Source organism: Citrobacter sp. wls615 (assembly GCF_005281355.1).
Lineage (GTDB): Bacteria > Pseudomonadota > Gammaproteobacteria > Enterobacterales > Enterobacteriaceae > Citrobacter > Citrobacter werkmanii.
On sequence record NZ_SZXM01000005.1, the window covers coordinates 219,538 to 245,197 of the forward strand.

A 25,660-nucleotide genomic window follows, 5' to 3' on the forward strand; every position below is an offset into this window, starting at 1 on the left:
GCGCCTTTCGCGCTGCAGATGCGTTGGCTACGTTATTCAACCCCGGTCACTTACTTATGTAAGTGACCGGGGACTTCATAACTTGCCGTCTTCCTGCAACGTGAAATTCCTGGAAAATTGCGAGGCGTTTTTTTATCTTTTTTCCCAGCCATTTTTCTGAGCCGTAAACCCTAACGCCTGCATAAACGCGGCCATCACGCTGCGGTCTTCAACGCCGACGTCGGCCATCCACCATGAACTCACGTCAGGGTTTTCCCGGATGACTTCTTCGATCAAATACTGCCCGACACCGCGACGGCGGGTGATATCGCGTACGCGTAATGAATCTAATGCGCCTTGCGTGCCGCTCAGGGTTACGCGAACCGCGCCTAACAGACGCTCGTTAAAACGCGCGGCGTAGATCCGGTGCGTTTCATCTACGCTTAACGATGAGGCGGAATATTCCGGCCAGATTTTGCCCAGATCAATCAGATCCTGGGCGCTAAAGTTGTTTAAACGAACGATGGTCAGCTTCATTAGCAGCATGTCCAAATCACAAAAGATGGAAGCAGTGTACCGAAATAATTCACCCGGATGCTTTCTCTTTTTTATGTGATTAACCAGGTTAATCGTTTTGCGACAACGGTAATGACAGTTTGAAACATTAGAGATTGAAAAACAGGCAGGATAATACCCTGGGATGCAGCATTTTATTCCGCTCTTTGTACCGTTATTTTATGCTGACAAACGTGCTTTTTTTTGTTTATCTATAGTGAAAAGCAGAATATTATCTTTTCTTAATCGACTGAAATATAGAGATTTTAGCCTGATTTTGCTTAAAAAACTGTGCTAAACCATTAATGAGATTGGTAAAAATAGTACAGTTCAAAAAAAGCACAGTCTGCTTTTTAACCACATAAATACAAAATATTAATTACGTCACGAATGGGGATTCAGGTAATGAAACGGAATGCGAAAACAATCATCGCAGGGGTGATAGCACTGGCAATGTCGCATGCTGTCATGGCAGAAGATATTAAGGTTGCTGTTGTCGGGGCGATGTCGGGTCCGGTCGCACAGTGGGGTGATATGGAATTTAATGGCGCACGTCAGGCCATTAAAGATATCAATGCCAAAGGTGGGATCAAAGGCGACAAGCTGGTCGCCGTGGAATATGACGATGCTTGCGATCCAAAACAGGCTGTTGCCGTAGCAAACAAAATCGTCAACGACGGTATTCAGTATGTTATTGGCCACCTGTGCTCATCTTCGACTCAGCCAGCGTCAGACATCTATGAAGACGAAGGGATCCTGATGATTTCCCCGGGGGCAACCAACCCGGAACTGACTCAGCGCGGTTACGCACACATTATGCGTACTGCGGGTCTGGACTCCTCCCAAGGACCAACGGCCGCGAAATACATTCTGGAGAAGGTGAAGCCGCAGCGCATCGCCATCATCCATGATAAACAGCAATATGGTGAAGGTCTGGCGCGTTCGGTGCAGGACAGCCTGAAAGCGGGCAAAGCCAACATCGTCTTCTTTGATGGCATCACCGCCGGGGAAAAAGATTTCTCTGCGCTGATTGCCCGCCTGAAGAAAGAAAATATCGACTTCGTCTATTACGGCGGCTACTACCCGGAAATGGGGCAAATGCTGCGCCAGGCGCGCTCCGTTGGCCTGAAAACTCAGTTTATGGGGCCAGAGGGTGTGGGTAATGCTTCTCTGTCTAACATTGCTGGTGATGCCGCAGAAGGCATGCTAGTGACGATGCCAAAACGCTATGACCAGGATCCGGCGAATAAAGCGATTGTCGATGCACTCAAAGCTGACAAGAAAGATCCAACCGGACCGTACGTGTGGATCACTTATGCAGCCGTCCAGTCACTGGCGAGCGCAATGGATCGCAGCGGAAGCAAAGAGCCGCTGGATCTGGTGAAAGATCTGAAAGCACACGGGGCTGATACCGTGATTGGGCCGCTGAAATGGGACGAAAAAGGCGATTTGAAGGGATTTGAGTTTGGTGTCTTCCAGTGGCACGCCGACGGATCATCGACCGTCGCGAAGTAATACCTGAAGACGAGTTATCCCACCGCCCGTGCAAAACGGGCGGGTTAAGAAAGGTTACCTTATGTCCGAGCAGTTCCTCTATTTCTTGCAGCAGATGTTTAACGGCGTCACGCTGGGAAGCACCTACGCGCTGATCGCCATCGGTTATACGATGGTGTACGGCATTATTGGCATGATTAACTTCGCCCATGGCGAGGTGTATATGATCGGCAGCTATGTCTCCTTTATGATCATCGCTGCGCTAATGATGATGGGGATTGATTCCAGTTGGCTACTGGTCGCGGCGGGCTTCGTCGGCGCGATTGTGATTGCCAGCGCCTACGGCTGGAGTATTGAACGGGTGGCGTATCGGCCCGTGCGCAGCTCCAAGCGTTTGATCGCGCTAATTTCCGCTATCGGGATGTCCATCTTCCTGCAAAACTACGTCAGCCTGACGGAAGGTTCGCGCGACGTGGCGCTGCCCAGCCTGTTTAACGGCCAGTGGACTGTCGGCAGTAGTGATAACTTCTCTGCGTCTATCACCACCATGCAGTTGGTTATCTGGATTGTAACCTTCCTGGCGATGCTGGCGCTGACGCTGTTTATCCGCTATTCGCGTATGGGCCGCGCCTGTCGTGCCTGCGCTGAAGACCTGAAAATGGCCAGCCTGCTCGGGATTAACACCGACCGCGTGATTGCGCTGACCTTTGTGATTGGTGCGGCTATGGCGGCGGTAGCGGGCGTGCTGCTCGGTCAGTTCTACGGCGTAATTAACCCGTACATCGGCTTTATGGCCGGGATGAAAGCCTTTACCGCGGCGGTACTGGGCGGCATCGGTAGCATCCCTGGGGCGATGATCGGCGGTCTGATTCTGGGCGTCGCGGAAGCGCTCTCCTCTGCTTATCTGAGTACTGAATACAAAGACGTGGTTTCATTCGCGCTGCTGATTCTGGTGCTGCTGGTGATGCCAACCGGTATTCTGGGTCGCCCGGAGGTAGAGAAAGTATGAAACCGATGCATTTTGCAATGGCGCTGCTCTCTGCCGCTATGTTCTTCGTCCTGGCGGGCGTCTTTATGGGGGTCCAACTGGAGCTTGACGGCACCAAACTGGTGGTCGATACCGCCGCGGATATCCGCTGGCAGTGGGTGTTTATCGGCACTGGTGTGGTCTTTCTCTTCCAGCTGTTGCGTCCAGCCTTCCAGAAAGGCCTGAAGAGCGTCTCTGGACCGAAATTTATTCTGCCGGCGATTGACGGCTCCACCGTTAAACAGAAGCTGTTCCTGGTGGCGCTGCTGGTGATTGCCGTGGCGTGGCCGTTTATGGTGTCGCGCGGTACGGTGGATATCGCCACGCTGACGATGATTTATATCATCCTCGGCCTCGGCTTAAACGTGGTGGTGGGGCTTTCCGGCCTGCTGGTGCTGGGCTACGGCGGCTTCTATGCCATCGGCGCTTACACCTTCGCGCTGCTGAACCACTATTACGGTCTGGGCTTCTGGACCTGTCTGCCGCTGGCGGGGCTGGTTTCAGCTGCTGCGGGCTTCCTGCTTGGCTTCCCGGTACTGCGCCTGCGCGGTGATTATCTGGCGATTGTGACCTTAGGCTTCGGCGAAATCGTCCGTATTCTGCTGCTCAACAACACCGAAGTAACCGGTGGTCCAAACGGTATTAGCCAGATCCCGAAACCGACCTTTTTCGGTCTGGAGTTCAGCCGTACCGCCCGTGAAGGCGGCTGGGATACCTTCAGCAACTTCTTTAACGTCAAGTACGATCCGTCTGACCGCGTCATTTTCCTCTATCTGGTGGCGCTGCTGCTGGTGGTGTTCTCGCTGTTTGTCATCAACCGTCTGCTGCGTATGCCGTTGGGGCGAGCGTGGGAAGCGTTGCGTGAAGATGAAATTGCCTGTCGTTCTCTGGGCCTAAACCCCACGCGCATCAAGCTGACCGCCTTTACCATCAGCGCCGCGTTTGCCGGTTTTGCTGGTACGCTGTTTGCCGCGCGCCAGGGCTTCGTCAGCCCGGAATCCTTCACCTTTGCCGAGTCGGCCTTTGTGCTGGCGATTGTGGTACTGGGCGGAATGGGCTCACAGTTTGCGGTGATCCTCGCGGCCATCCTGCTGGTAGTGTCACGCGAGCTGATGCGTGATTTCAACGAATACAGCATGTTAATGCTGGGTGGTTTAATGGTACTGATGATGATCTGGCGTCCGCAGGGCTTGTTGCCGATGACCCGTCCACAGTTGAAGCTGAAAAACGGGGAAGCAAAAGGAGAGCAGGCATGAGTCAGCCATTATTATCCGTTAACGGCCTGATGATGCGCTTCGGCGGTCTGCTGGCGGTAAACAATGTTGAACTGGAACTGCGGCCGCAGGAGATTGTCTCGTTGATCGGCCCGAACGGCGCGGGAAAAACCACGGTTTTCAACTGCCTGACCGGTTTTTATAAGCCGACAGGCGGGACGATTAAGCTACGCGACCAGCACCTGGAAGGGTTGCCGGGTCAGCAAATCGCGCGTATGGGCGTGGTGCGTACTTTCCAGCACGTGCGTCTGTTTCGTGAGATGACGGTGATTGAAAACCTGCTGGTGGCGCAACATCAGCAACTGAAAACCGGCGTCTTCTCCGGCCTGTTGAAAACTCCGTCGTTCCGTCGCGCGCAGAGTGAAGCGTTGGATCGCGCCGCCACCTGGCTGGAGCGTATTGGCTTGCTGGAGCATGCCAACCGTCAGGCCAGTAACCTGGCCTACGGCGACCAGCGTCGTCTGGAGATTGCCCGCTGCATGGTGACGCAGCCGGAAATCCTGATGCTCGACGAACCAGCGGCGGGCCTGAACCCAAAAGAGACCAAAGAGCTGGACGAACTGATTGCCGAGCTGCGTAACCATCACAACACCACTATCCTGCTGATTGAGCACGATATGAAGCTGGTGATGGGGATTTCCGACCGTATTTACGTGGTGAACCAGGGCACGCCGCTGGCGAACGGGACGCCGGAACAGATTCGTAATAACCCGGACGTGATCCGCGCCTATTTAGGTGAAGCATAATGGGGGCGAGGCATAATATGGATAAGGCGATGTTATCGTTCGATAAAGTCAGCGCCCACTACGGCAAAATTCAGGCGCTGCACGAGGTTAGCCTGTATATCAATCAGGGTGAAATCGTAACGCTTATCGGCGCCAACGGCGCGGGTAAAACCACCCTGCTCGGTACGTTATGCGGCGACCCACGCGCGACCAGCGGGCGAATTGTCTTTGATGGTAAAGACATTACCGACTGGCAGACAGCGAAAATCATGCGCGAAGCGGTGGCGATCGTCCCGGAAGGGCGTCGTGTTTTTTCGCGCATGACGGTGGAAGAGAACCTGGCGATGGGCGGCTTCTTTGCCGAGAAGGACCAGTTTCAGGAACGTATCAAGTGGGTTTACGAACTGTTCCCGCGCCTGCATGAACGTCGCATTCAGCGTGCGGGCACCATGTCCGGCGGTGAACAGCAGATGCTGGCGATAGGCCGCGCGCTGATGAGCCAGCCGCGCCTGTTGCTGCTGGATGAACCTTCTCTGGGGTTGGCGCCGATTATCATCCAGCAGATCTTTAACACCATTGAGCAGTTGCGCGAGCAGGGGATGACCATCTTCCTCGTCGAGCAGAACGCCAACCAGGCGCTGAAGCTCGCCGACCGCGGCTACGTGCTGGAAAATGGTCATGTGGTACTGGAAGACACCGGCGATGCGCTGCTGGCGAATGAAGCGGTGCGTAGCGCTTATCTGGGCGGTTAAGATTTCTCTTAAGAGTTAAGGGGCCTGATGGCCCCTTTTTATCGCGTTATGTTATTATTGAGAATGGTTATCAATAATAATATGAACATGGAGAAAGGATGATACGTTCAGGTACCTGCATGATGATTGGAACTCTGTTATTGGCGTTTGCATCTGGCGCTCAGGCATTGGAACCGCAAACGTTCGACCCGCGCGATCCGTCTATCTGGGAAGAGAAACCAACCAACCCGTTGGCACAGTCCAGCTCGCCCTGCGAAGTATTCACCAGCTCGGTATGCCCTGGCTGGGAAGATGAGAAATCAGATATCCAGCGTGAACGTGAGCGGCGGGAACAGCAGCGTTTACAGAATGAATTTGAACGACGCTGGCGTCGGGATTAACGTTACCGGAGTGAATGGGCAGCGTGTCAGGTAACGTCGCTAGCTAAATCTGCAGGTATTGCGAGCCTTGTCCCAGCAAGCATAGGTTATTTGCTGCATAATCAACGGCTTGATGTATATCTTGAGTCAATGGTAATTGAATGAATGATTTACCGCGTCAAACTGACGTGCTGCCCATGCCCGCAATAGACGGTGTTACGGTCTCTTTTAATGGACTGCACTATCTGCGCCCCGAGCTACTTCTGGATTTTGTGAGTATCAGTAGCGCGCCGTTGCTTGCCGTTACGCCTGTCGCATTGCTGTACTCTTCTGTTGGTGTGCTGCAACAGGTTGACTTACGCAAGTTGCCGGTTGAAGTCGTTGGCCGTGTGGTTTACCCCATCTCTTCGCTGAAGCTTCCTGCGTTACGAGGAAAGCTCATCATTAACGCCCAGTCGCGACGACTCAAGTTTCTGGAAAGTCTGGTGGCGATATCGCCGGAAGATAATATCCACGGTATGCAGATCCTGGGACTGGCGCTGGAGTTTACGTTCGCACAACCTGAGTAATACTTCTTTTTTGTACATCTTAGATGTACAATTGAGTTGTACATCTGAGGAGGTTTTGATGCGTACCATGAACTATAGCGAAGCCCGACAAAATCTGGCTGAAGTACTGGAGAGCGCTGTCACCGGCGTTCCTGTCACTATTACACGTCGTGGTCATAAGCCTGCCGTAATCATCAGCGCGGAAGAGTTCGAACGCTATCAGGCTGCAAGACTTGATGATGAATTTGCCGATATCATGATGTTACATGGTAATGAAATCAGGGAGCTGGCGGATAAATGACCCTACAAATTATCTCAGCGGAAGAGATAATCCAGTTTCACGACAGGCTGCTACGCGTAACGCCTGGCGTTGCGGGCATGCCTGATCCTGGTCGTGCTGAAGCGCTGATGTATCGAGTGTTAAATCAAATTGAATACGAAGGTGTGACCGACGTGTGGTTGCTGGCCGCAATGCATTTACTGGCTATCTCACGTGGGCATATTTTTAATGACGGTAACAAACGTACCGCTTTGTTTATTACGTTACTGTTTTTAAAGCGTAACGGGATAGCTTTGCCTGCAAACCCGGATTTTGTCGCCATGACGGTTGAAGCGGCTGCGGGCCAACTGACGCTGGAACAAATAGCCTCCCGCTTACGTGCATAACCCCGGTGGCGCTTCGTCTGGACGGGCTACCCAAGCCATTGTAGGCCGGATAAGATGCGTTAGCATCGCCATCCGGCGGTTCGTAGGCACTTTCTCTATAAGTGTTACAGCTCCCACTTTGCTTCCTTAGCACCGTCACCGCCTTGCCATCTGTTTGTCGCCTTACTATCTTTTTTTTGTAATAAAAAAGTTATTTTTCTGTCATTCGAGCATGTCATGTTACCCCCGCGAGCATAAAACGCGTGATATCGCGCATCCGGCACAACAAGAGAGATAACCGATGATATCGTTACGACATACAGCTTTAGGACTGGCACTTAGCCTGGCATTTGCAGGTCAGGCGATGGCAGTTACCACCATCCCGTTCTGGCACTCAATGGAAGGCGAACTGGGTAAAGAAGTTGATTCACTGGCGCAACGTTTTAATGCCGCCAACCCCGACTACAAAATTGTTCCACAGTACAAAGGTAACTACGAGCAGAGCCTGAGCGCAGGTATTGCCGCCTTCCGTACCGGAAACGCCCCTGCGCTGTTGCAGGTTTATGAAGTGGGTACGGCAACGATGATGGCCTCAAAAGCCATTAAACCGGTCTATGAAGTATTCAAAGAGGCTGGCATCAACTTCGATGAATCTCAGTTCGTGCCGACGGTTTCCGGTTATTACACTGACTCGAAAAGCGGACATCTGCTCTCCCAGCCGTTTAACAGCTCCACGCCGGTGCTGTATTACAACAAAGACGCCTTCAAAAAAGCCGGTTTAGACCCTGAGCAACCGCCAAAAACCTGGCAGGATCTGGCGGAATACACCGCGAAGCTGAAAGCCGCAGGTATGAAGTGTGGCTACGCCAGCGGTTGGCAGGGCTGGATTCAGATTGAAAACTTCAGCGCCTGGAACGGTCTGCCGGTCGCCACCAAAAACAACGGTTTTGACGGTACTGACGCGGTGCTGGAGTTCAATAAACCGGAGCAGGTGAAACACATTGCACTACTGGAAGAGCTGAATAAAAAAGGTGATTTCAGCTACTTCGGACGTAAAGATGAGTCCACCGAGAAGTTCTACAATGGGGATTGCGCCATTACCACTGCTTCTTCTGGTTCTCTGGCCGACATCCGTCACTACGCCAAATTCAACTATGGCGTCGGCATGATGCCGTACGATGCCGACGTGAAGGGCGCGCCGCAGAACGCGATTATCGGTGGAGCTAGTCTGTGGGTGATGCAAGGCAAAGACAAAGCCACCTACGAAGGCGTGGCGCAGTTCCTTAACTTCCTCGCGAAACCAGAGATTGCTGCCGAATGGCATCAGAAGACCGGCTATCTGCCGATCACCACCGCCGCGTACGATCTGACTCGCGAGCAGGGCTTCTATGATAAGAACCCAGGGGCCGATATCGCCACTCGTCAGATGTTGAACAAACCGCCGTTACCGTTCACTAAAGGGCTGCGTCTGGGCAACATGCCGCAGATCCGTACCATCGTGGATGAAGAGCTGGAAAGCGTGTGGACCGGAAAGAAAACCCCACAGCAGGCGTTGGATGCCGCGGTTGAGCGTGGCAATCAGTTACTGCGCCGCTTTGAGCAATCGACCAAATCTTAATATGAAATGCCGGGTGGCGGCTTTGCCTTACCCGGCCTACAAAGTACGCGTAGGCCGGATAAGCGTAGCGCCATCCGGCACCTTCCAGGAAAAGAACCTTCATGTCCTCATCCCGTCCGGTGTTCCGCTCGCGCTGGCTCCCCTATTTACTGGTGGCCCCGCAGTTGGTTATCACCGTTATTTTCTTTATCTGGCCCGCCGGTGAAGCGCTATGGTACTCGCTACAAAGCGTTGATCCTTTTGGTCTTTCCAGCCAGTTTGTCGGACTGGAAAACTTTGTCGCGCTGTTCCATGACCCGTACTACCTTGATTCGTTCTGGACGACGATAAAGTTCAGTACGTTGGTTACGGTAAGCGGCCTGCTGGTGTCGCTGTTTTTTGCTGCGCTGGTGAATTATGTCGTGCGCGGTAGCCGTTTTTACCAGACGTTGATGCTGTTGCCCTACGCCGTTGCGCCCGCTGTTGCCGCCGTACTGTGGATCTTCCTGTTCAACCCGGGTCGCGGGCTGATTACCCATTTTCTCGGTGAGTTTGGCTATGACTGGAACCACGCGCAAAACAGCGGTCAGGCAATGTTTCTGGTGGTGTTCGCGTCTGTCTGGAAGCAGATTAGTTACAACTTCCTGTTCTTCTTTGCCGCACTGCAATCTATTCCCCGATCGCTGATCGAAGCCGCCGCGATTGATGGCGCGGGGCCGATTCGCCGCTTCTTTAAGCTGGCATTGCCGCTGATTGCGCCAGTCAGCTTCTTTCTGCTGGTGGTGAATCTGGTGTATGCCTTCTTCGATACCTTCCCGGTGATCGACGCCGCCACGGCAGGTGGACCGGTACAGGCGACCACCACGTTGATTTATAAGATCTATCGTGAAGGCTTTGTCGGCCTGGATCTCTCTGCGTCAGCCGCGCAGTCGGTGGTGCTGATGTTCCTGGTCATTATTTTGACAGTGGTGCAGTTCCGCTATGTGGAAAGTAAGGTGCGTTACCAATGATTGAGAACCGTCGTGGGCTGACAATATTTAGCCATGCCATGCTGATTATGGGGATCATGGTGATCCTGTTCCCGCTGTACGTCGCGTTTGTCGCGGCGACGCTGGACAACAAAGCGGTATTTGAAACGCCGATGACGCTTGTTCCCGGCACGCAGTTGCTGGAAAACATGAAATACATCTGGGTCAACGGCGTGGGCGTCAACAGCGCGCCGTTCTGGTTGATGATGCTCAACAGTTTCATCATGGCGTTCAGTATTACGGTGGGGAAAATCACCGTCTCTATGATCTCCGCGTTCGCTATCGTCTGGTTTCGCTTTCCGCTGCGCAACCTGTTCTTCTGGATGATTTTTATCACCCTGATGCTGCCGGTTGAGGTGCGTATTTTCCCGACGGTGGAAGTGATCGCCAACCTGAAAATGCTCGACAGCTACGCGGGTCTGACGTTGCCGCTGATGGCATCGGCTACTGCGACCTTCCTGTTCCGTCAGTTTTTTATGACGCTACCGGATGAGCTGGTTGAAGCGGCGCGTATTGACGGCGCGTCACCGATGCGTTTTTTCCGCGATATCGTGCTACCGCTGTCAAAAACCAATCTGGCGGCGCTGTTCGTGATCACCTTTATCTACGGCTGGAACCAGTATTTGTGGCCGTTGTTAATTATTACCGATGTCAACCTGGGCACTGCGGTGGCGGGCATCAAAGGCATGATCGCCACCGGCGAAGGTACCACCCAATGGAATCAGGTGATGGCAGCCATGTTGCTGACGCTCATCCCTCCGGTAATCATCGTGTTAGCCATGCAGCGTGCCTTCGTGCGTGGTTTAGTGGACAGTGAGAAATAAAATGGCTGGTTTAAAACTACAGGCAGTAACCAAAAGCTGGGATGGCAAAACCCAGGTGATTAAACCGCTGACGCTGGACGTTGCGGACGGTGAGTTTATCGTGATGGTCGGGCCATCCGGCTGCGGCAAGTCTACGCTGCTGCGGATGGTGGCTGGGCTGGAGCGGGTCAGTGGCGGCGATATCTGGATCGATAATAAGCGCGTCACCGAGATGGAGCCGAAAGATCGCGGCATTGCAATGGTGTTCCAGAACTATGCCCTCTACCCGCATATGAGCGTGGAAGAAAACATGGCCTGGGGATTGAAGATTCGTGGAATGGGCAAGGAGCATATTGCCGAACGGGTGAAAGAGGCGGCACGTATTCTCGAACTGGGTGAATTGCTAAAACGTCGCCCGCGCGAACTTTCAGGCGGCCAGCGTCAGCGCGTGGCGATGGGACGGGCGATTGTTCGCGATCCGGCGGTATTCCTGTTCGATGAGCCGCTTTCTAACCTCGATGCCAAGCTGCGCGTCCAGATGCGTCTGGAGTTACAACATCTGCATCGCCGACTGAAAACCACCTCGCTGTATGTGACGCACGATCAGGTTGAAGCCATGACCCTTGCCCAGCGGGTGATGGTGATGAACAAAGGCATTGCCGAGCAGATCGGTACGCCGGTTGAGGTGTACGAGAAACCTGCCAGCCGTTTTGTGGCGAGCTTTATCGGCAGCCCGGCGATGAACCTGCTGGACGGGCGCATTAGCGCTTCGGGTACGCATTTTGAACTGGATGACGGCATGGCCCTGCCCATTGCCAGGAACGTCCGGGAATATATTGGGCGTAACATGACGCTGGGTATCCGCCCGGAGCATATTGCGTTAAGCTCGCAGGCCGATGGCGGTGTGCCGTTGGTTGTCGATACGCTGGAAATGCTGGGCGCGGATAACCTGGCGCACGGACGCTGGGGTGAGCAAAAGCTGGTGGTGCGACTGGCGCATCAGCATCGCCCGACGGCAGGTAGCACGCTATGGCTGCATCTGCCAGAAAATCATTTGCATCTCTTTGATGGCGAAACAGGACAACGCGTATGAGTAACTGGCCTTATCCCCACATTGCCGCCCATCGCGGCGGCGGTAAGCTGGCACCGGAAAACACCCTGGCGGCGATCGACGTGGGGGCGCGATACGGGCATACCATGATTGAGTTTGACGCTAAGTTGTCGAAAGACGGTGAGATCTTTCTGCTGCATGACGACAATCTGGAACGGACCAGTAACGGCTGGGGCGTGGCGGGCGAGCTGAACTGGCAGGATCTATTACGCGTGGACGCCGGCGGCTGGTTTAGCGGCGAGTTTAAAGGCGAACCGCTGCCGCTGCTCTCGCAAGTGGCCGCGCGCTGCCGTCAGCACGGCATGATGGCGAATATTGAAATTAAACCCACAACCGGCACCGGAACGCTAACCGGCAGAGTCGTGGCGCTGGCCGCGCGTGAACTGTGGGCGGGAATGACGCCGCCGCTGTTGTCGTCTTTTGAAATTGATGCGCTTGAAGCTGCTCAGCAGGCGGTTCCAGAACTGCCGCGCGGTTTACTGCTTGATGAATGGCGTGACGACTGGCGTGAGCTGACCACGCGGCTTGGCTGCGTCTCGATTCATCTTAATCATAAGCTGCTGGATGAAGTGCGCGTGGATGCGCTGCGCGACGCAGGGCTACGTATTTTGGTTTATACCGTCAACCGACCCCAGCGCGCGGCGGAACTGCTGCGCTGGGGAGTGGACTGCATCTGTACCGATGCCATTGATACGATAGGGCCGGATTTCCAACCCTATTAAGGCCCAATCGTTTTTAACGGAACGTTAGGCTGCGGCGTGCTGGAGGGCTTCAGCATGTCGCCGTTCTTTTTCTCCGACAGCATATGTTGCTTATTCAGCGAGCTGTCCGGATTACGGGTTCCGTTCAACATGCCCCCGTTGCTGTTGGGCAGCATCTGCTGTTGACCCGAATTCAACTCGCCAGGCTGAGACTGAAGGACTCGCTGGGAGTTCGTGTTGATTTGGTTTTCCATATGCTGTTGCTGCATGCGGGTTTGCGTTTGCAACTGCTGGTTGAGCATCCCTTTTTGCTGAATTTGCTGCGTTTGCATTTGGGTCTGCATACGCTGCTGGCTCGGGATCTGGTAACCCGGTTGATTCGGGTTATTCATGGTGTTGATGGGCTGTGCAAAGCCTGCAAACGGCAATAGCATGGCTAAAAGTAAGAGTCGTTTCATCGCTTTTCTCCTCTCGGGGATCGTTTAAGTTTACTCCTTTCTCGCCGTTACGATGATTATTTCAGAGTTATGCACCAGGCTTAGTGGGGGCCGACCCCATACATCTGGAGAATAACGATGATAAAACCGACGTTTTTACGCCGGGTAGCCATTGCTGCTCTGCTCTCAGGAAGTTGTTTTAGCGTTGCTGCTGCGCCGGCAGCGCCACCACCGGTATCCTACGGTGTCGAGGAAGATGTGTTCCATCCTGTACGTGCGCAGCAGGGAATGGTGGCCTCGGTGGATGCATTATCCACCCAGGTTGGGGTGGATATCCTCAAACAGGGGGGCAATGCCGTCGATGCCGCCGTGGCCGTTGGCTATGCGCTGGCGGTGACGCATCCGCAGGCGGGTAATCTGGGCGGTGGTGGTTTTATGCTGCTGCGTACCAAAGACGGTAATACTACGGCGATTGATTTTCGTGAAATGGCGCCTGCTGCTGCGACCCGTGATATGTTCCTCGACGATCAGGGTAACGCCGATGCGAAAAAGTCGCTGACGTCGCATCTGGCATCCGGTACGCCGGGTACCGTGGCGGGTTTCTCGCTGGCGCTGGAGAAATACGGCACGATGCCGCTGAATAAAGTAGTGCGTCCGGCGATGAAGCTGGCGGAAGAGGGTTTTGTGGTTAACGATGCGCTGGCCGATGACTTAAAAACTTACGGCAGCGAAGTGATCCCTAATCATGAGAACAGCAAAGCCATTTTCTGGAAAGACGGCGAGCCGCTGAAGAAGGGCGATAAGCTGGTCCAGAAGAATCTGGCGAAAAGCCTGGAAATGATTGCCGAAAACGGCCCGGATGCGTTTTATAAAGGGGCGATTGCCGACCAGATTGCCGGGGAAATGCAGAAGAACGGCGGTCTGATGACCAAAGAGGATTTAGCCAGCTATAAAGCCGTTGAGCGTACGCCAATCAGTGGTGACTATCGCGGGTATCAGGTCTTCTCCATGCCGCCGCCATCCTCGGGCGGTATTCACATCGTGCAGATCCTTAATATTCTTGAAAACTTCGACATGAAGAAGTACGGCTTTGGCAGTGCCGATGCCATGCAAATCATGGCGGAAGCGGAAAAATACGCCTATGCCGACCGTTCAGAGTATCTGGGTGACCCGGACTTTGTGAAAGTGCCGTGGCAGGCGCTGACCAACAAAGCCTATGCGAAAACGCTGGCCGATCAAATTGATATCAACAAGGCCAAACCTTCCAGCCAGATAAAACCGGGCAAGCTCGCCCCGTATGAAAGCAACCAGACCACCCACTTCTCGGTGGTGGATAAAGACGGCAATGCCGTGGCGGTGACCTATACCCTGAATACTACCTTCGGCACCGGGATTGTGGCGGGTAATACCGGTATTCTGCTCAATAATGAAATGGACGATTTCTCTGCCAAGCCAGGCGTGCCGAACGTATACGGACTGGTGGGCGGCGACGCCAACGCGGTTGGTCCGAAGAAGCGTCCGCTGTCGTCTATGTCGCCGACTATCGTGGTAAAAGACGGGAAAACCTGGCTGGTGACCGGCAGCCCTGGCGGGAGTCGAATCATCACTACCGTGCTGCAAATGGTAGTGAACAGCATTGATTTCGGAATGAACGTCGCCGAAGCGACCAACGCGCCGCGCTTCCATCATCAGTGGTTGCCGGATGAGCTTCGCGTCGAGAAGGGCTTCAGCCCGGATACGCTCAAGTTGCTGGAGCAAAAAGGACAGAAAGTGGCGCTGAAAGAGGCGATGGGCAGCACCCAGAGTATTATGGTGGGACCGGATGGCGCACTGTATGGCGCGTCCGACCCGCGTTCCGTAGATGACTTAACGGCGGGATACTAAGCATAACGGCCCTCTTCGATGGGAGAGGGCTTGTCGGGTAGTTTTCACTATAGTGAATGGTCTTGGTGATGCTGGTCAATTTCGATTAGCAACTTATGGCCTTGGGCAGATACGCGATAATAATCCATTCCTGAGGGGGTCCTTGCTACTATATCGACTAAACCCGCTTTAGATAGGTTATTTATGAGCCTGACTACGTTACCAACTCCATCCATTTTCCTACTGGTCATTGCGCGATCAAGATTATACCAGGTCCAATTTACGTCATCTCTGGAAGCTAATAATTTCAAGATGTTAAGTTCAGTATTGTTTACCATGATGGTGCATCCGGGTGATAAAGGTCATTACCAGTTATTCTATAATCTTCGAGTGTTGATGTATGCGTGTTATTCCATAGATCATAAGCCTCTTGGTTATCGCTTGGCCTGCCAGTTTCCCAACCTAAATTGCAATAACGTTGATACTCTCGACATTCATGAGTGTAGTAGTTTAAATCCACTTGTTCTGGTAACAACTCACCGTTCGCTATCTTTTTTAAACGGCTTACCATAAATTCATTACCAGGATCTGGATCGAAGCGAGATATGTGTTTTTCTACAATTGCAATTCCTTCATGGGTAATATTTACGCCTTCAGTTGTAAGATGTTCAACAGGGCCTCCCGCTTTATCTGGATCAAATGGCCTTGATGTATAAGTTCCTTTCGCTCCAAACTGCTCCAGTTCTTCTAATTCAGGAAATTTCATCCTTCCCATAGTTAAGCCTGCAGCTACTGAAGCACCAAGAATCAGCAATCCTTTGTTATCCATAACCTGCTCGTAACCCGCAGGAGCATCGCCACCCAGCTTTTCCGCCGTTTCCCTGAAACCGTCGATATTGCCGTTGTAGATCCCTCCGGCGGCAAGCAGTCTGCCAACCCCTTTGCTGTTTAACGTTTTGAGGCCGTTGTCTGCGGGGGTTTTTGGTCGGGGGATAAACAGGCGGTTGTAGTTTTCGGGCAATGCCAGGTAGCTGAACTCAGTGTTGGCAATAAGATGTTTGCAAAGGATATATTCATAGCTGATGGTTATTGTTTCTGTATCTAAATTATTTTCACTGAATTGGTGTTGAATACCTGATAAGAATGCTCCCCGCAGTTGAATATAATAATACTTCTCCCATCTACCGAATCTATTGATACGGTAGAAATAAAACTCCATATACAACTGTTCGTTGTTATTAATCGTATTAACAAACAACGGTGTACTTTTATCGATAAGTTTACAAAATCGCAGTCCGTGCAAATGTGAACCTCTGCCAGTACTGGTTATACTATTAGAGAGCGAAAAGGCAAAAATCTCGTCTTCGTGCCCTGATTGCCAGCGGTTACCCACAGATGCAACGGTTCCACATCCGTCAGAAATAGCGCCCTGCTGTTGTCCAGAAACCATCAGATAGACGATATCACTCATGACATCCTTATCCTTTTATTACGTGTTGTCGTGAAAAGGGTAATTCTTTCTTTGTTGTAATTACGCTTTCTGATGGCGTTCGTATATAGCAGAAATAAAACGTTTCACTTTAAGTGAGTTTTTTTGAGGGGAATCTGAATATACATAATGTGTTAGATGAGAATTTATATATTCAATAATTTGGAGTTATAGATGGAGTATTGGTCGATATTGTTTTATCCATATCGATAGCCTACAGCATTCTGAACGATGTAGGCCTGACTGGTAGGTTATGGCGCATATTGCTGAAGTGATTCGGACCAGCGGAATATTTGGCTGCTTTTATCCTGTAGATTAACGCGCTCTAAGTCATAAAACCCGTGCGTCTTTGCCGAGCGCATTTTGAGAATGTACTTACTTTCGCTGATGTCGTGCTGCCTTGTGCCGTCTTTATTCCAGTCTCCGGCGATGTCTGAATAGTAATAAACAAGGTCAGAAAACACGTTGATTATTTTGCTGTCTTTGATGGTGTAGAGTTCCAGCACTTCATAAAATGCGCCACCGCCGGAGTAGGCATCGGAGTATCCACCCCGTACCCCGAATGCCAGGGTATCGGGTGCTATCCGGTACGGTGCCAGATCCAGCTTTGTATAATAAGCCAGCGGTCTGACGGACTCATCATCGCTCTCTTTTTCTGCGGCTTTATTCCACTCTGAGAGCTGGTTTAACGGTTTTTCCGAGCGTGCAAACGGCGTTAGCTGTGGGTTCTGCCAGGAAAAAACGCCGAGATACAATTTATTAGCGCGCCCATTGCTGTAGTTTTCCGGGCAGGTGTTATCCGCGTATTTTTTTGCTTGCTCGGCGTTAGCCTTATTATCGGCAAAACAGGCAATGCCAATATATTTACCGTCTTTTCCCCAAGGTTTAGCACCGCTCAGGATCAGGTTGTCAGGATCTTCATTCGGTGCAACCCAGGCAATCCACTGCTTTTCAGATAAGCCCTGAGGAAGCTCACCAAATCCTTTCGCAGGGGTTGCTCCCGCCATTTGCTCAGCAAAAATCTGTTTACCTTCCGGATGTTGGATGGCACTGGGTACGGAATCGAGATTTTGTACGGTAGTGGCAAAAGCAGGGGAGAGCGAGGCCAGCAAAACCAGGGGAAACAACTTTTTCACTATTGCGTCCTTTCAATAAGCAGGGCGATATGACTCGCCCTTAAATTTATTTCACGCGCGCCATAAAGTAGGCATCAACATACTCACCATTGCGCAGGCCGTATTTCTTACCGGTACCTTCGATTTCAAAGCCGTATTTCTTATACACCGCCACGGCAGGCTCATTATCAACAAATACGGTCAGCTCAATACGATCGACGCGTAGCCAGTTGTCGCACATGTCGATCATTGTGCGAATCAGCGCGCTGGCAACACCGCGGTTGTGCCACCGGGCATCCACGCAGATACCAAAATCGGCTACGTGGCTGCGGCGTGGGCGCTGCGCGACCTCAATACAGAGATGCCCCACGACGATATCATCGATGCAGGCAACCAGCTGTTTGATCCCCGGCTGATCGGCGAGTCGCGTTTGCCACATCTCCATGGAAGGATGAGGAACCTGTAGCGTGTTGTGGTACACCTCCGGCTGGGCGTGGATCTGACGAATGGCGTCGTAATCTTTCGGTTCAGCGTGGCGTATCACTATCTCACTCATTCCTTATCTCCTGCAGGGTTAATTGAGCATTTACACTCGCTGAGAAAGAAAATTCCGTCAACTGCATTTTTTTGCAAAAAAGAAGTAGACAAGTGCGAATGAGAATGATTATTATTGCTCTGCGTTCAGGGGAACCCCTACGGAGAACCTGAAAGCACGACATTGCTCACATTGCTTCCAGTATTACTTTAGCCAGCTTTTGCTGGCTTTTTTTTTGCGTTTTGTTTCAGCCTGGCTTACTTGTCAATTTGTCCCCGGGGCGGGGCGACTGATGCCGGATGGCGCTTGCGCTTATCCGGCCTACAGCTGAGACCTGGGTTTTGTAGGCCGGATAAGGCTCCGCCGCATCCGGCACGATGACAGGATGGATTCAGTCTCCAGCCGCTTTGCGCTATGGTGTAGACAATCACCTTCAAAAGGATCGTCTCATGACCTTACACTGCGCATTTATTGGATTCGGTAAAAGCACCACCCGTTACCATCTCCCTTACGTTCTGAATCGGAAAGATACCTGGCATGTCGCGCATATTTTCCGTCGTCACGCTAAACCGGAAGAGCAGGCGCCGATCTATTCTCACATTCACTTCACCAGCGATCTGGATGAGGTGTTGGGCGATCCGCAGGTAAAACTGGTGATCGTCTGTACGCATGCTGATAGCCATTTTGAATACGCCAAACGCGCGCTGGAAGCGGGTAAAAGCGTGCTGGTTGAGAAACCGTTCACGCCGACGCTGGCGGAAGCAAAAGTGTTGTTCGAACTGGCGAAAAGCAAAGGACTGACCGTCACGCCGTATCAGAATCGGCGTTTTGACTCCTGTTTTCTCACTGCTAAAAAAGCGATTGAGAGCGGCAAACTGGGTGAAATAGTGGAAGTTGAAAGCCATTTTGACTACTACCGACCGGTGGCGGAAACCAAACCGGGCCTGCCGCAGGATGGCGCATTCTATGGTCTGGGCGTACACACCATGGATCAGATTATTTCCCTTTTCGGGCGTCCCGACCATGTAGCCTATGACATTCGCAGTCTGCGCAACAAAGCGAACCCGGATGATACCTTTGAAGCGCAATTGTTCTATGGCGACCTGAAAGCCATTGTGAAAACCAGCCATCTGGTGAAAATCGACTATCCGAAGTTTATCGTTCATGGCACCAAAGGCTCGTTTGTGAAGTACGGCATTGACCAGCAGGAAACCAGCCTGAAGGCCAATATCATGCCGGGTGAGCCAGGTTTCGCTGCTGATGATTCCATTGGGATGCTGGAGTACGTTAATGATGACGGCGTTACGGTGAAAGAAGAGGTGAAACCGGAATTGGGGGACTACGGTCGCGTCTATGATGCGCTGTACCAGACGCTGACCGTCGGTACACCTAATTACGTCAAGGAATCTGAAGTTCTTACCAACCTGGAAATCCTCGAGCGTGCCTTCGAACAGGCAACGCCTGCCACGATAACCCTCGCTAAATAGCCTGCGCAGACTCCTCTGGGCTTGTTCATATTTTTTGAACAGAGGAGTCAATTTTCACCCTCTATGATCCCAGGCGGATTGAGTCCACACTTACTCCATCGAAAACATCTGGGGGTGAACATAATGATCTATTTACGCAAAGCTAACGACCGTGGCCATGCTAATCATGGTTGGCTCGATTCCTGGCATACCTTTTCTTTTGCCAACTACTATGACCCGAACTTTATGGGATTCTCGGCACTGCGCGTGATTAATGATGACGTGATCGACGCAGGTCAGGGCTTTGGTACTCACCCCCATAAAGACATGGAAATCCTGACTTATGTGCTGGAAGGCGCGGTGGAGCATCAGGACAGTATGGGCAATAAGGAACAGGTTCCGGCCGGTGAATTCCAGATTATGAGCGCCGGTACGGGGATCCGTCATTCGGAGTACAATCCGAGCAATACTGAGAAACTGCACCTGTATCAAATCTGGATCATCCCACAGGAAAACGGGATTACGCCACGCTATGAACAACGCCGTTTCGATGCGGTGCAGGGCAAACAACTGGTGCTGTCGCCGGATGCCCGTGATGGTTCGCTGAAAGTGTACCAGGATATGGAGCTGTATCGCTGGGCACTGCTCAAAGATGAGCAGTCGATGCATCAGATTGCCGCCGAGCGCCGCGTCTGGATCCAGGTGGTAAAAGGCAATGTCACCATTAACGGCACCAAAGCCACCACCAGCGATGGTCTGGCAATCTGGGATGAGCAGGCGATTTCGATTCATGCCGATAGCGACAGCGAAGTGTTACTGTTTGACCTGCCACCAGTATAACGTGCTGTAGCCCTTTGTAGGCCGGATAAGACGCGAAAGCGTCGACATCCGGCTTTTCATCGTTTGTCATTAATTCCGCACGTCCGTGGTAAACTGGGCAAATCTATCCCTTTTTAACGCTTCAGGACGATGAAAAAGAAAAGACCCGTACTTCAGGATGTAGCCGACCGCGTGGGCGTGACTAAAATGACGGTCAGCCGCTTTTTGCGTAACCCGGAGCAGGTCTCCGTGGCGCTGCGGGGCAAAATTGCCGCTGCACTTGATGAGCTGGGTTATATTCCCAATCGCGCTCCTGATATCCTTTCTAACGCCACCAGTCGCGCTATCGGCGTGCTGTTACCGTCTCTCACCAACCAGGTTTTTGCGGAAGTGTTACGCGGCATTGAGGCCGTCACCGACGCGCATGGTTATCAAACCATGCTGGCGCACTACGGCTATAAGCCCGAAATGGAGCAAGAGCGCCTGGAGTCGATGCTGTCGTGGAATATCGATGGTCTGATCCTCACTGAACGTAGCCATACACCCCGTACGCTAAAAATGATCGAAGTCGCGGGTATCCCGGTCGTCGAGCTGATGGACAGTCAGTCCCCGTGTCTGGATATCGCCGTTGGCTTCGACAACTTCGAAGCCGCTCGTCAGATGACCGCCGCTATCATCGCCCGTGGACACCGTCATGTTGCTTATCTTGGCGCGCGTCTTGATGAACGTACTATCATCAAACAGAGGGGCTACGAACAGGCTATGCGCGATGCCAATCTGGTGCCGTACAGCGTGATGGTGGAGCAGTCTTCATCTTACTCATCCGGCATTGAACTTATCCGTCAGGCGCGGCGTGAATATCCGCAACTGGACGGTGTGTTCTGTACCAACGATGACCTGGCGGTAGGGGCGGCATTTGAATGTCAGCGTTTAGGGCTGAGAATTCCTGACGATATGGCGATTGCCGGTTTCCACGGCCATGATATCGGTCAGGTAATGGAGCCGCGTCTGGCGAGTGTGCTCACGCCGCGTGAACGGATGGGCAGTATTGGCGCAGAACGCCTGCTGGCGCGCATCCGAGGTGAAGCAGTCACACCTAAAATGTTAGATTTAGGTTTCACCTTGTCACCGGGTGGATCTATTTAAGCCAACAACTTTGAAGTAGCTCACACTTATACACTTCGGGCACGAATGGATATTGCTTCTCCATTTATCCGGCTGGACAATGTTACCGATAACAGTTACCCGTAACAATTTCCTGATTCTTGTACCAGTGGGGGCAACGCTTTGAGCACGACTAATCATGATCACCACGTTTACGTTCTGATGGGCGTATCGGGCAGCGGTAAATCTGCTGTCGCCAGCGAAGTGGCGCATCAACTGCAGGCCGCGTTTCTTGATGGCGATTTTCTCCATCCGCGCAGCAACATCATGAAAATGGCTTCCGGTGAGCCACTCAACGATGACGACCGTAAACCGTGGTTACAGGCGCTGAATGACGCCGCCTTTGCGATGCAGCGTACCAATAAGGTGTCGCTGATCGTCTGTTCCGCGCTGAAAAAAGTCTATCGCGATCAGCTGCGCGACGGTAACCCGAACCTTTCATTCATCTACCTGAAAGGCGATTTCGACGTAATCGAAAGCCGCCTGAAGGCACGTAAAGGCCACTTCTTCAAAACGCAAATGCTGGTAACCCAGTTCGAAGCGCTGGAAGAACCGGGTGCGAATGAAAATGATGTTCTGGTGGTTGATATCGATCAGCCGCTGGACGGTGTGGTAGCTAGCACCATTGAGGTGATTAACCAGGGCAGTAAGTAGTGACTACATTAACGCTTGTTTTAACAGCAGTAGGGTCTGTTTTATTACTGCTGTTTTTGGTGATGAAGGCGCGTATGCATGCCTTTGTTGCTTTGATGGTGGTGTCCATTGGTGCAGGTCTCTTTTCCGGTATGCCGCTTGATAAAATCGCGGCGACCATGGAAAAAGGGATGGGAGGCACGCTCGGCTTCCTGGCGATTGTGGTGGCGCTGGGGGCGATGTTTGGCAAGATTTTGCACGAGACCGGCGCGGTCGATCAGATTGCCGTCAAGATGCTGAAATCTTTCGGTCACAGCCGCGCGCATTATGCCATTGGCCTGGCCGGTCTGATTTGCGCGCTACCGCTGTTCTTTGAAGTGGCGATTGTGCTGCTGATAAGCGTGGCGTTCTCAATGGCGCGCCACACCGGCACAAACCTGGTGAAGCTGGTCATTCCGCTGTTTGCGGGCGTGGCGGCTGCCGCAGCGTTCCTGCTGCCGGGACCTGCGCCGATGCTGCTGGCATCCCAAATGCACGCTGACTTTGGCTGGATGATCCTGATTGGCCTGTGCGCAGCCATTCCGGGCATGATTATCGCCGGGCCGCTGTGGGGCAATTTCATCAGCCGTTACGTTGAACTGCATGTACCGGAAGACATTACCGAGCCGCATCTGGGCGAAGGTAAAATGCCGTCATTTGGCTTCAGCCTAGCGCTGATCCTGCTGCCGTTAGTGCTGGTTGGCCTGAAAACCATCGCCGCGCGCTTTGTGCCGGTTGGCTCTTCAACCTACGAATGGTTCGAGTTTATCGGTCACCCGTTTACCGCGATTCTGGTTGCCTGTCTGGTGGCGATTTACGGTCTGGCAATCCGTCAGGGCATGGCAAAAGATCGGGTGATGGAGATATGCGGTCACGCGCTGCAACCGGCGGGTATTATTCTGCTGGTGATTGGTGCGGGCGGCGTGTTCAAGCAGGTGCTGGTTGATTCCGGCGTTGGCCCGGCACTGGGGGAAGCGTTAACCGGTATGGGGCTGCCCATTGCCATTACCTGCTTCGTGCTGGCGGCGGCGGTACGTATCATTCAGGGTTCCGCGACCGTGGCCTGCTTAACGGCGGTCGGTCTGGTCATGCCGGTGATTGAGCAACTGAACTACTCCGGTGCGCAGATGGCGGCGCTGTCTATCTGTATCGCAGGCGGCTCAATCGTCGTCAGCCACGTTAACGACGCCGGTTTCTGGCTGTTCGGGAAATTCACCGGTGCGACCGAAGCGCAAACGCTGAAGACCTGGACGATGATGGAAACTATCCTCGGCACGGTCGGCGCGATTGTCGGTATGATTGCTTTCCAACTGCTGAGCTGAGTCTTGTTGCCCGGTGGCGCTGTGCTTACCGGGCCTGAAAACGGGCACATATCGACACCATAGGCCGGGTAAGGCGAAGCCGCCACCCGGCGAGCATGTCACCCCTTCATCCACATCCGTACGCCATCGAGGAACATCTGGGTTGCCATCATCACCAGAATCAATCCCATCAGACGTTCCAGCGCGTTCACCCCTTTCTCGCCCAACAGACGTAAAAACAGCGACGACTGCAGCAAAATCACAAATGTCCCGCCCCAGGCGATCAGCAGCGCAATCACCAGATGTCCCATCTGATTTGGGTACTGATGTGATAACAGCATCAACGACGCCAGGATTGTCGGCCCGGCCACCAGAGGGATTGCCAGCGGTACGATAAACGGTTCTTCGCCTGCCGGCAGCCCAGTGCTGTTTCCGGTGGCGCTGGGGAAAATCATCTTAATGGCGATCAGGAACAAAATGATGCCCCCGGAGATCGAGACGGTTTCTGCGCGCAGGTTAAGAAATGCCAGAATTTTCTCGCCCGCAAACAGGAATATCAGCATCACCAACAGCGCAATGAACAGCTCGCGAATCATAATCGCGCGGCGGCGTTTTGGTTCGGTATGTTTCAATACGGACATGAAAATGGGCAGATTTCCGAGCGGATCCATAATCAGGATCAATAAAACTGCCGCTGAAATGATTTCATTCATAACTCAAATTCCCTGATAATTACCGCGGACTTTCTGCTTGCTTGCGCAGCGGAATAAGTCGCATTACTGATGGCTTCGCTATCATTGATTAATTTCACTTGCGACTTTGGCTGCATTTTGTATGGTGAAGGATATGCCACCAGGACGCTGGCATACATACACAGCACACATCTTCGCAGGAAAAAACGCTATGAAAAATGTTGGTTTTATCGGCTGGCGCGGTATGGTCGGCTCTGTTCTCATGCAACGCATGGTTGAGGAGCGTGACTTCGACGCCATTCGCCCTGTTTTCTTTTCTACTTCCCAGCTCGGGCAGGCGGCACCGACGTTCGGTGGAACCGCGACCGGCACGCTTCAGGACGCTTTTGATCTGGACGCGCTGAAGGCGCTCGATATCATCGTGACCTGTCAGGGCGGCGATTATACCAACGAAATCTATCCAAAGCTTCGTGAAAGCGGTTGGCAGGGTTACTGGATTGACGCGGCCTCTTCGCTGCGCATGAAAGACGATGCCATCATCATTCTCGATCCGGTTAACCAGGATGTCATTACCGACGGTCTGAATAAAGGTATTAAAACTTTTGTCGGCGGTAACTGTACCGTTAGCCTGATGCTGATGTCCCTCGGTGGCCTGTTTGCCAATGACCTGGTCGACTGGGTTTCCGTGGCGACCTATCAGGCGGCTTCCGGCGGCGGCGCACGTCATATGCGTGAACTGCTATCCCAGATGGGCCATTTGTATGGCCATGTGGCCGATGAACTGGCGACCCCTTCTTCTGCTATTCTCGATATCGAACGTAAAGTGACGACCCTGTCCCGCAGCGGTGAACTGCCGGTTGATAACTTTGGCGTACCGCTGGCCGGGAGCCTGATTCCGTGGATCGACAAACAGCTCGATAACGGTCAGAGCCGTGAAGAGTGGAAGGGACAGGCGGAAACCAACAAAATTCTCAACACCTCTGCTGTGATCCCGGTAGATGGCCTGTGTGTGCGCGTCGGCGCGCTGCGCTGCCACAGCCAGGCGTTCACCATTAAACTGAAAAAAGATGTGTCTATTCCGACCGTGGAAGAGCTGCTGGCGGCACACAATCCGTGGGCCAAAGTGGTGCCAAACGATCGGGAGATCACCATGCGTGAGTTAACCCCGGCGGCCGTTACCGGTACGCTGACCACGCCAGTAGGCCGTCTGCGTAAGCTGAATATGGGACCGGAGTTCCTGTCAGCCTTTACCGTGGGCGATCAGTTGCTGTGGGGAGCTGCGGAGCCATTGCGCCGTATGCTGCGCCAGTTGGCGTAATAATTTGTTAACGATCAAGGGGTGAGGAATCACCCCTTTTTTTGCGTAATACAGGAGTAAGCGCAGATGTTTCATTTTTTACCAGGAGTAAGATAAAGCATTGGCTATTCTTTAAGGGTGACTTAGTACCGGAGGTATTAAGTTGTTGCCTGAAGGTGGGACGACGCAGAGAGGATGCACAATTGTGCTGC

General features: G+C 52.7%; 27 protein-coding genes and 1 pseudogene. 21 read left to right on the forward strand and 7 right to left on the reverse strand.

Annotation, left to right across the window (positions count from 1 at the left end; genetic code table 11):
• Positions 1-132: 132 nt before the first annotated feature.
• Positions 133-516, reverse strand: coding sequence for an aspartate 1-decarboxylase autocleavage activator PanM (panM, locus tag FDX04_RS01750; protein WP_137370369.1), 384 nt, complete (start codon positions 514-516; stop codon positions 133-135).
• A 423-nt stretch (positions 517-939) separates the two neighbouring features.
• Here panM and livK point away from each other — a divergent pair, with 423 nt between their 5' ends.
• From livK to ugpQ, 14 genes are all read left to right on the forward strand, one after another.
• Positions 940-2,049, forward strand: coding sequence for a high-affinity branched-chain amino acid ABC transporter substrate-binding protein LivK (livK, locus tag FDX04_RS01755; protein WP_038634989.1), 1,110 nt, complete (start codon positions 940-942; stop codon positions 2,047-2,049).
• A gap of 61 nt (positions 2,050-2,110) precedes the next feature.
• Positions 2,111-3,037, forward strand: coding sequence for a high-affinity branched-chain amino acid ABC transporter permease LivH (gene livH, locus FDX04_RS01760; RefSeq protein ID WP_003827575.1), 927 nt, complete (start codon positions 2,111-2,113; stop codon positions 3,035-3,037).
• A complete protein-coding gene (gene livM / locus FDX04_RS01765; protein ID WP_048215381.1) occupies positions 3,034-4,311 on the forward strand; it encodes a branched chain amino acid ABC transporter permease LivM in 1,278 nt (425 codons plus the stop codon). The genes livH and livM overlap by 4 nt, the downstream gene beginning before the upstream one ends.
• The gene (livG, locus tag FDX04_RS01770) at positions 4,308-5,075 is read left to right on the forward strand and encodes a high-affinity branched-chain amino acid ABC transporter ATP-binding protein LivG (RefSeq protein ID WP_003023438.1); all 768 of its coding nucleotides are present in this window, start codon (positions 4,308-4,310) and stop codon (positions 5,073-5,075) included. The genes livM and livG overlap by 4 nt, the downstream gene beginning before the upstream one ends.
• A gap of 17 nt (positions 5,076-5,092) precedes the next feature.
• Positions 5,093-5,806, forward strand: a complete 714-nt coding sequence (livF, locus tag FDX04_RS01775) for a high-affinity branched-chain amino acid ABC transporter ATP-binding protein LivF (protein ID WP_137361612.1) — start codon at positions 5,093-5,095, stop codon at positions 5,804-5,806.
• Positions 5,807-5,904: 98 nt separating this feature from the next.
• Entirely contained in the window at positions 5,905-6,186 is a 282-nt protein-coding gene (locus tag FDX04_RS01780) for a hypothetical protein (RefSeq protein ID WP_042311846.1), read from the forward strand.
• 140 nt (positions 6,187-6,326) lie between these two features.
• On the forward strand, positions 6,327-6,734 hold the full coding sequence (locus tag FDX04_RS01785; RefSeq protein WP_137370370.1) for a dTDP-glucose pyrophosphorylase: 408 nt from the start codon (positions 6,327-6,329) through the stop codon (positions 6,732-6,734).
• A 58-nt stretch (positions 6,735-6,792) separates the two neighbouring features.
• Entirely contained in the window at positions 6,793-7,014 is a 222-nt protein-coding gene (locus FDX04_RS01790) for a type II toxin-antitoxin system Phd/YefM family antitoxin (protein ID WP_137361610.1), read from the forward strand.
• Positions 7,011-7,379, forward strand: a complete 369-nt coding sequence (locus FDX04_RS01795) for a type II toxin-antitoxin system death-on-curing family toxin (RefSeq protein WP_137361609.1) — start codon at positions 7,011-7,013, stop codon at positions 7,377-7,379. The genes FDX04_RS01790 and FDX04_RS01795 overlap by 4 nt, the downstream gene beginning before the upstream one ends.
• 280 nt (positions 7,380-7,659) lie before the next feature.
• Positions 7,660-8,976 (forward strand): sn-glycerol-3-phosphate ABC transporter substrate-binding protein UgpB, encoded by a 1,317-nt coding sequence (ugpB, locus tag FDX04_RS01800; RefSeq protein WP_042311849.1) that lies wholly within the window; start codon positions 7,660-7,662, stop codon positions 8,974-8,976.
• Positions 8,977-9,077: 101 nt separating this feature from the next.
• Complete coding sequence (ugpA, locus tag FDX04_RS01805; protein WP_038634974.1) at positions 9,078-9,965, forward strand: sn-glycerol-3-phosphate ABC transporter permease UgpA; 888 nt, start codon at positions 9,078-9,080, stop codon at positions 9,963-9,965.
• The gene (gene ugpE / locus FDX04_RS01810) at positions 9,962-10,807 is read left to right on the forward strand and encodes a sn-glycerol-3-phosphate ABC transporter permease UgpE (RefSeq protein WP_137370371.1); all 846 of its coding nucleotides are present in this window, start codon (positions 9,962-9,964) and stop codon (positions 10,805-10,807) included. The genes ugpA and ugpE overlap by 4 nt, the downstream gene beginning before the upstream one ends.
• A 1-nt stretch (position 10,808) precedes the next feature.
• Positions 10,809-11,879 carry a sn-glycerol-3-phosphate import ATP-binding protein UgpC gene (locus FDX04_RS01815; protein WP_042311854.1) on the forward strand — a complete coding sequence of 357 codons (1,071 nt, stop codon included), beginning with the start codon at positions 10,809-10,811 and terminating at the stop codon, positions 11,877-11,879.
• Positions 11,876-12,619 (forward strand): glycerophosphodiester phosphodiesterase, encoded by a 744-nt coding sequence (ugpQ, locus tag FDX04_RS01820; protein ID WP_137370372.1) that lies wholly within the window; start codon positions 11,876-11,878, stop codon positions 12,617-12,619. The genes FDX04_RS01815 and ugpQ overlap by 4 nt, the downstream gene beginning before the upstream one ends.
• Here ugpQ and FDX04_RS01825 read toward each other — a convergent pair.
• The gene (locus FDX04_RS01825; protein ID WP_103769558.1) at positions 12,616-13,056 is read right to left on the reverse strand and encodes a DUF2756 family protein; all 441 of its coding nucleotides are present in this window, start codon (positions 13,054-13,056) and stop codon (positions 12,616-12,618) included. The genes ugpQ and FDX04_RS01825 overlap by 4 nt on opposite strands.
• Positions 13,057-13,173: 117 nt before the next feature.
• On the opposite strand from FDX04_RS01825, the gene ggt reads away from it, so the two are divergent.
• A complete protein-coding gene (gene ggt, locus FDX04_RS01830) occupies positions 13,174-14,919 on the forward strand; it encodes a gamma-glutamyltransferase (protein ID WP_170975137.1) in 1,746 nt (581 codons plus the stop codon).
• A gap of 310 nt (positions 14,920-15,229) precedes the next feature.
• Here ggt and tssD read toward each other — a convergent pair whose 3' ends face one another.
• The 3 genes from tssD to yhhY form a co-directional block, all read right to left on the reverse strand.
• Positions 15,230-16,369, reverse strand: a complete 1,140-nt coding sequence (gene tssD / locus FDX04_RS01840; RefSeq protein ID WP_061380983.1) for a type VI secretion system tube protein TssD — start codon at positions 16,367-16,369, stop codon at positions 15,230-15,232.
• A 269-nt stretch (positions 16,370-16,638) separates the two neighbouring features.
• Positions 16,639-17,523 carry a hypothetical protein gene (locus FDX04_RS01845; protein ID WP_137370373.1) on the reverse strand — a complete coding sequence of 295 codons (885 nt, stop codon included), beginning with the start codon at positions 17,521-17,523 and terminating at the stop codon, positions 16,639-16,641.
• Between the two features lie 46 nt (positions 17,524-17,569).
• Positions 17,570-18,058, reverse strand: coding sequence for an N-acetyltransferase (gene yhhY / locus FDX04_RS01850; RefSeq protein WP_137370374.1), 489 nt, complete (start codon positions 18,056-18,058; stop codon positions 17,570-17,572).
• A gap of 428 nt (positions 18,059-18,486) precedes the next feature.
• Between yhhY and FDX04_RS01855 the strand changes: the two genes are divergently transcribed.
• The 5 genes from FDX04_RS01855 to gntU all read left to right on the forward strand — a co-directional run bounded on the left by FDX04_RS01855 (position 18,487) and on the right by gntU (position 23,480).
• Complete coding sequence (locus tag FDX04_RS01855) at positions 18,487-19,524, forward strand: oxidoreductase (protein WP_137370375.1); 1,038 nt, start codon at positions 18,487-18,489, stop codon at positions 19,522-19,524.
• A gap of 123 nt (positions 19,525-19,647) precedes the next feature.
• Positions 19,648-20,343 (forward strand): quercetin 2,3-dioxygenase, encoded by a 696-nt coding sequence (gene yhhW / locus FDX04_RS01860; protein ID WP_137361529.1) that lies wholly within the window; start codon positions 19,648-19,650, stop codon positions 20,341-20,343.
• A 129-nt stretch (positions 20,344-20,472) separates the two neighbouring features.
• Positions 20,473-21,468: a gluconate operon transcriptional repressor GntR gene (gene gntR / locus FDX04_RS01865; RefSeq protein ID WP_038634949.1), complete on the forward strand. Its 996-nt coding sequence runs from the start codon at positions 20,473-20,475 to the stop codon at positions 21,466-21,468.
• A gap of 141 nt (positions 21,469-21,609) precedes the next feature.
• Positions 21,610-22,140 carry a gluconokinase gene (gene gntK / locus FDX04_RS01870; protein WP_003023475.1) on the forward strand — a complete coding sequence of 177 codons (531 nt, stop codon included), beginning with the start codon at positions 21,610-21,612 and terminating at the stop codon, positions 22,138-22,140.
• Positions 22,140-23,480 (forward strand): gluconate transporter, encoded by a 1,341-nt coding sequence (gntU, locus tag FDX04_RS01875; RefSeq protein ID WP_137361528.1) that lies wholly within the window; start codon positions 22,140-22,142, stop codon positions 23,478-23,480. Before gntK ends, gntU begins: the two co-directional genes overlap by 1 nt.
• On the opposite strand, the pseudogene FDX04_RS24625 reads toward gntU, so the two are convergent.
• Positions 23,403-23,570, reverse strand: a pseudogene (locus FDX04_RS24625) (MarC family protein); the annotation flags it as partial. The gene gntU and the pseudogene FDX04_RS24625 overlap by 78 nt on opposite strands.
• Before the next feature lie 8 nt (positions 23,571-23,578).
• Entirely contained in the window at positions 23,579-24,172 is a 594-nt protein-coding gene (gene yhgN / locus FDX04_RS01880; RefSeq protein ID WP_003023480.1) for an NAAT family transporter YhgN, read from the reverse strand.
• A gap of 190 nt (positions 24,173-24,362) precedes the next feature.
• On the opposite strand from yhgN, the gene asd reads away from it, so the two are divergent.
• Positions 24,363-25,469 carry an aspartate-semialdehyde dehydrogenase gene (asd, locus tag FDX04_RS01885; protein WP_069323790.1) on the forward strand — a complete coding sequence of 369 codons (1,107 nt, stop codon included), beginning with the start codon at positions 24,363-24,365 and terminating at the stop codon, positions 25,467-25,469.
• The last annotated feature ends 191 nt before the right edge of the window (positions 25,470-25,660 follow it).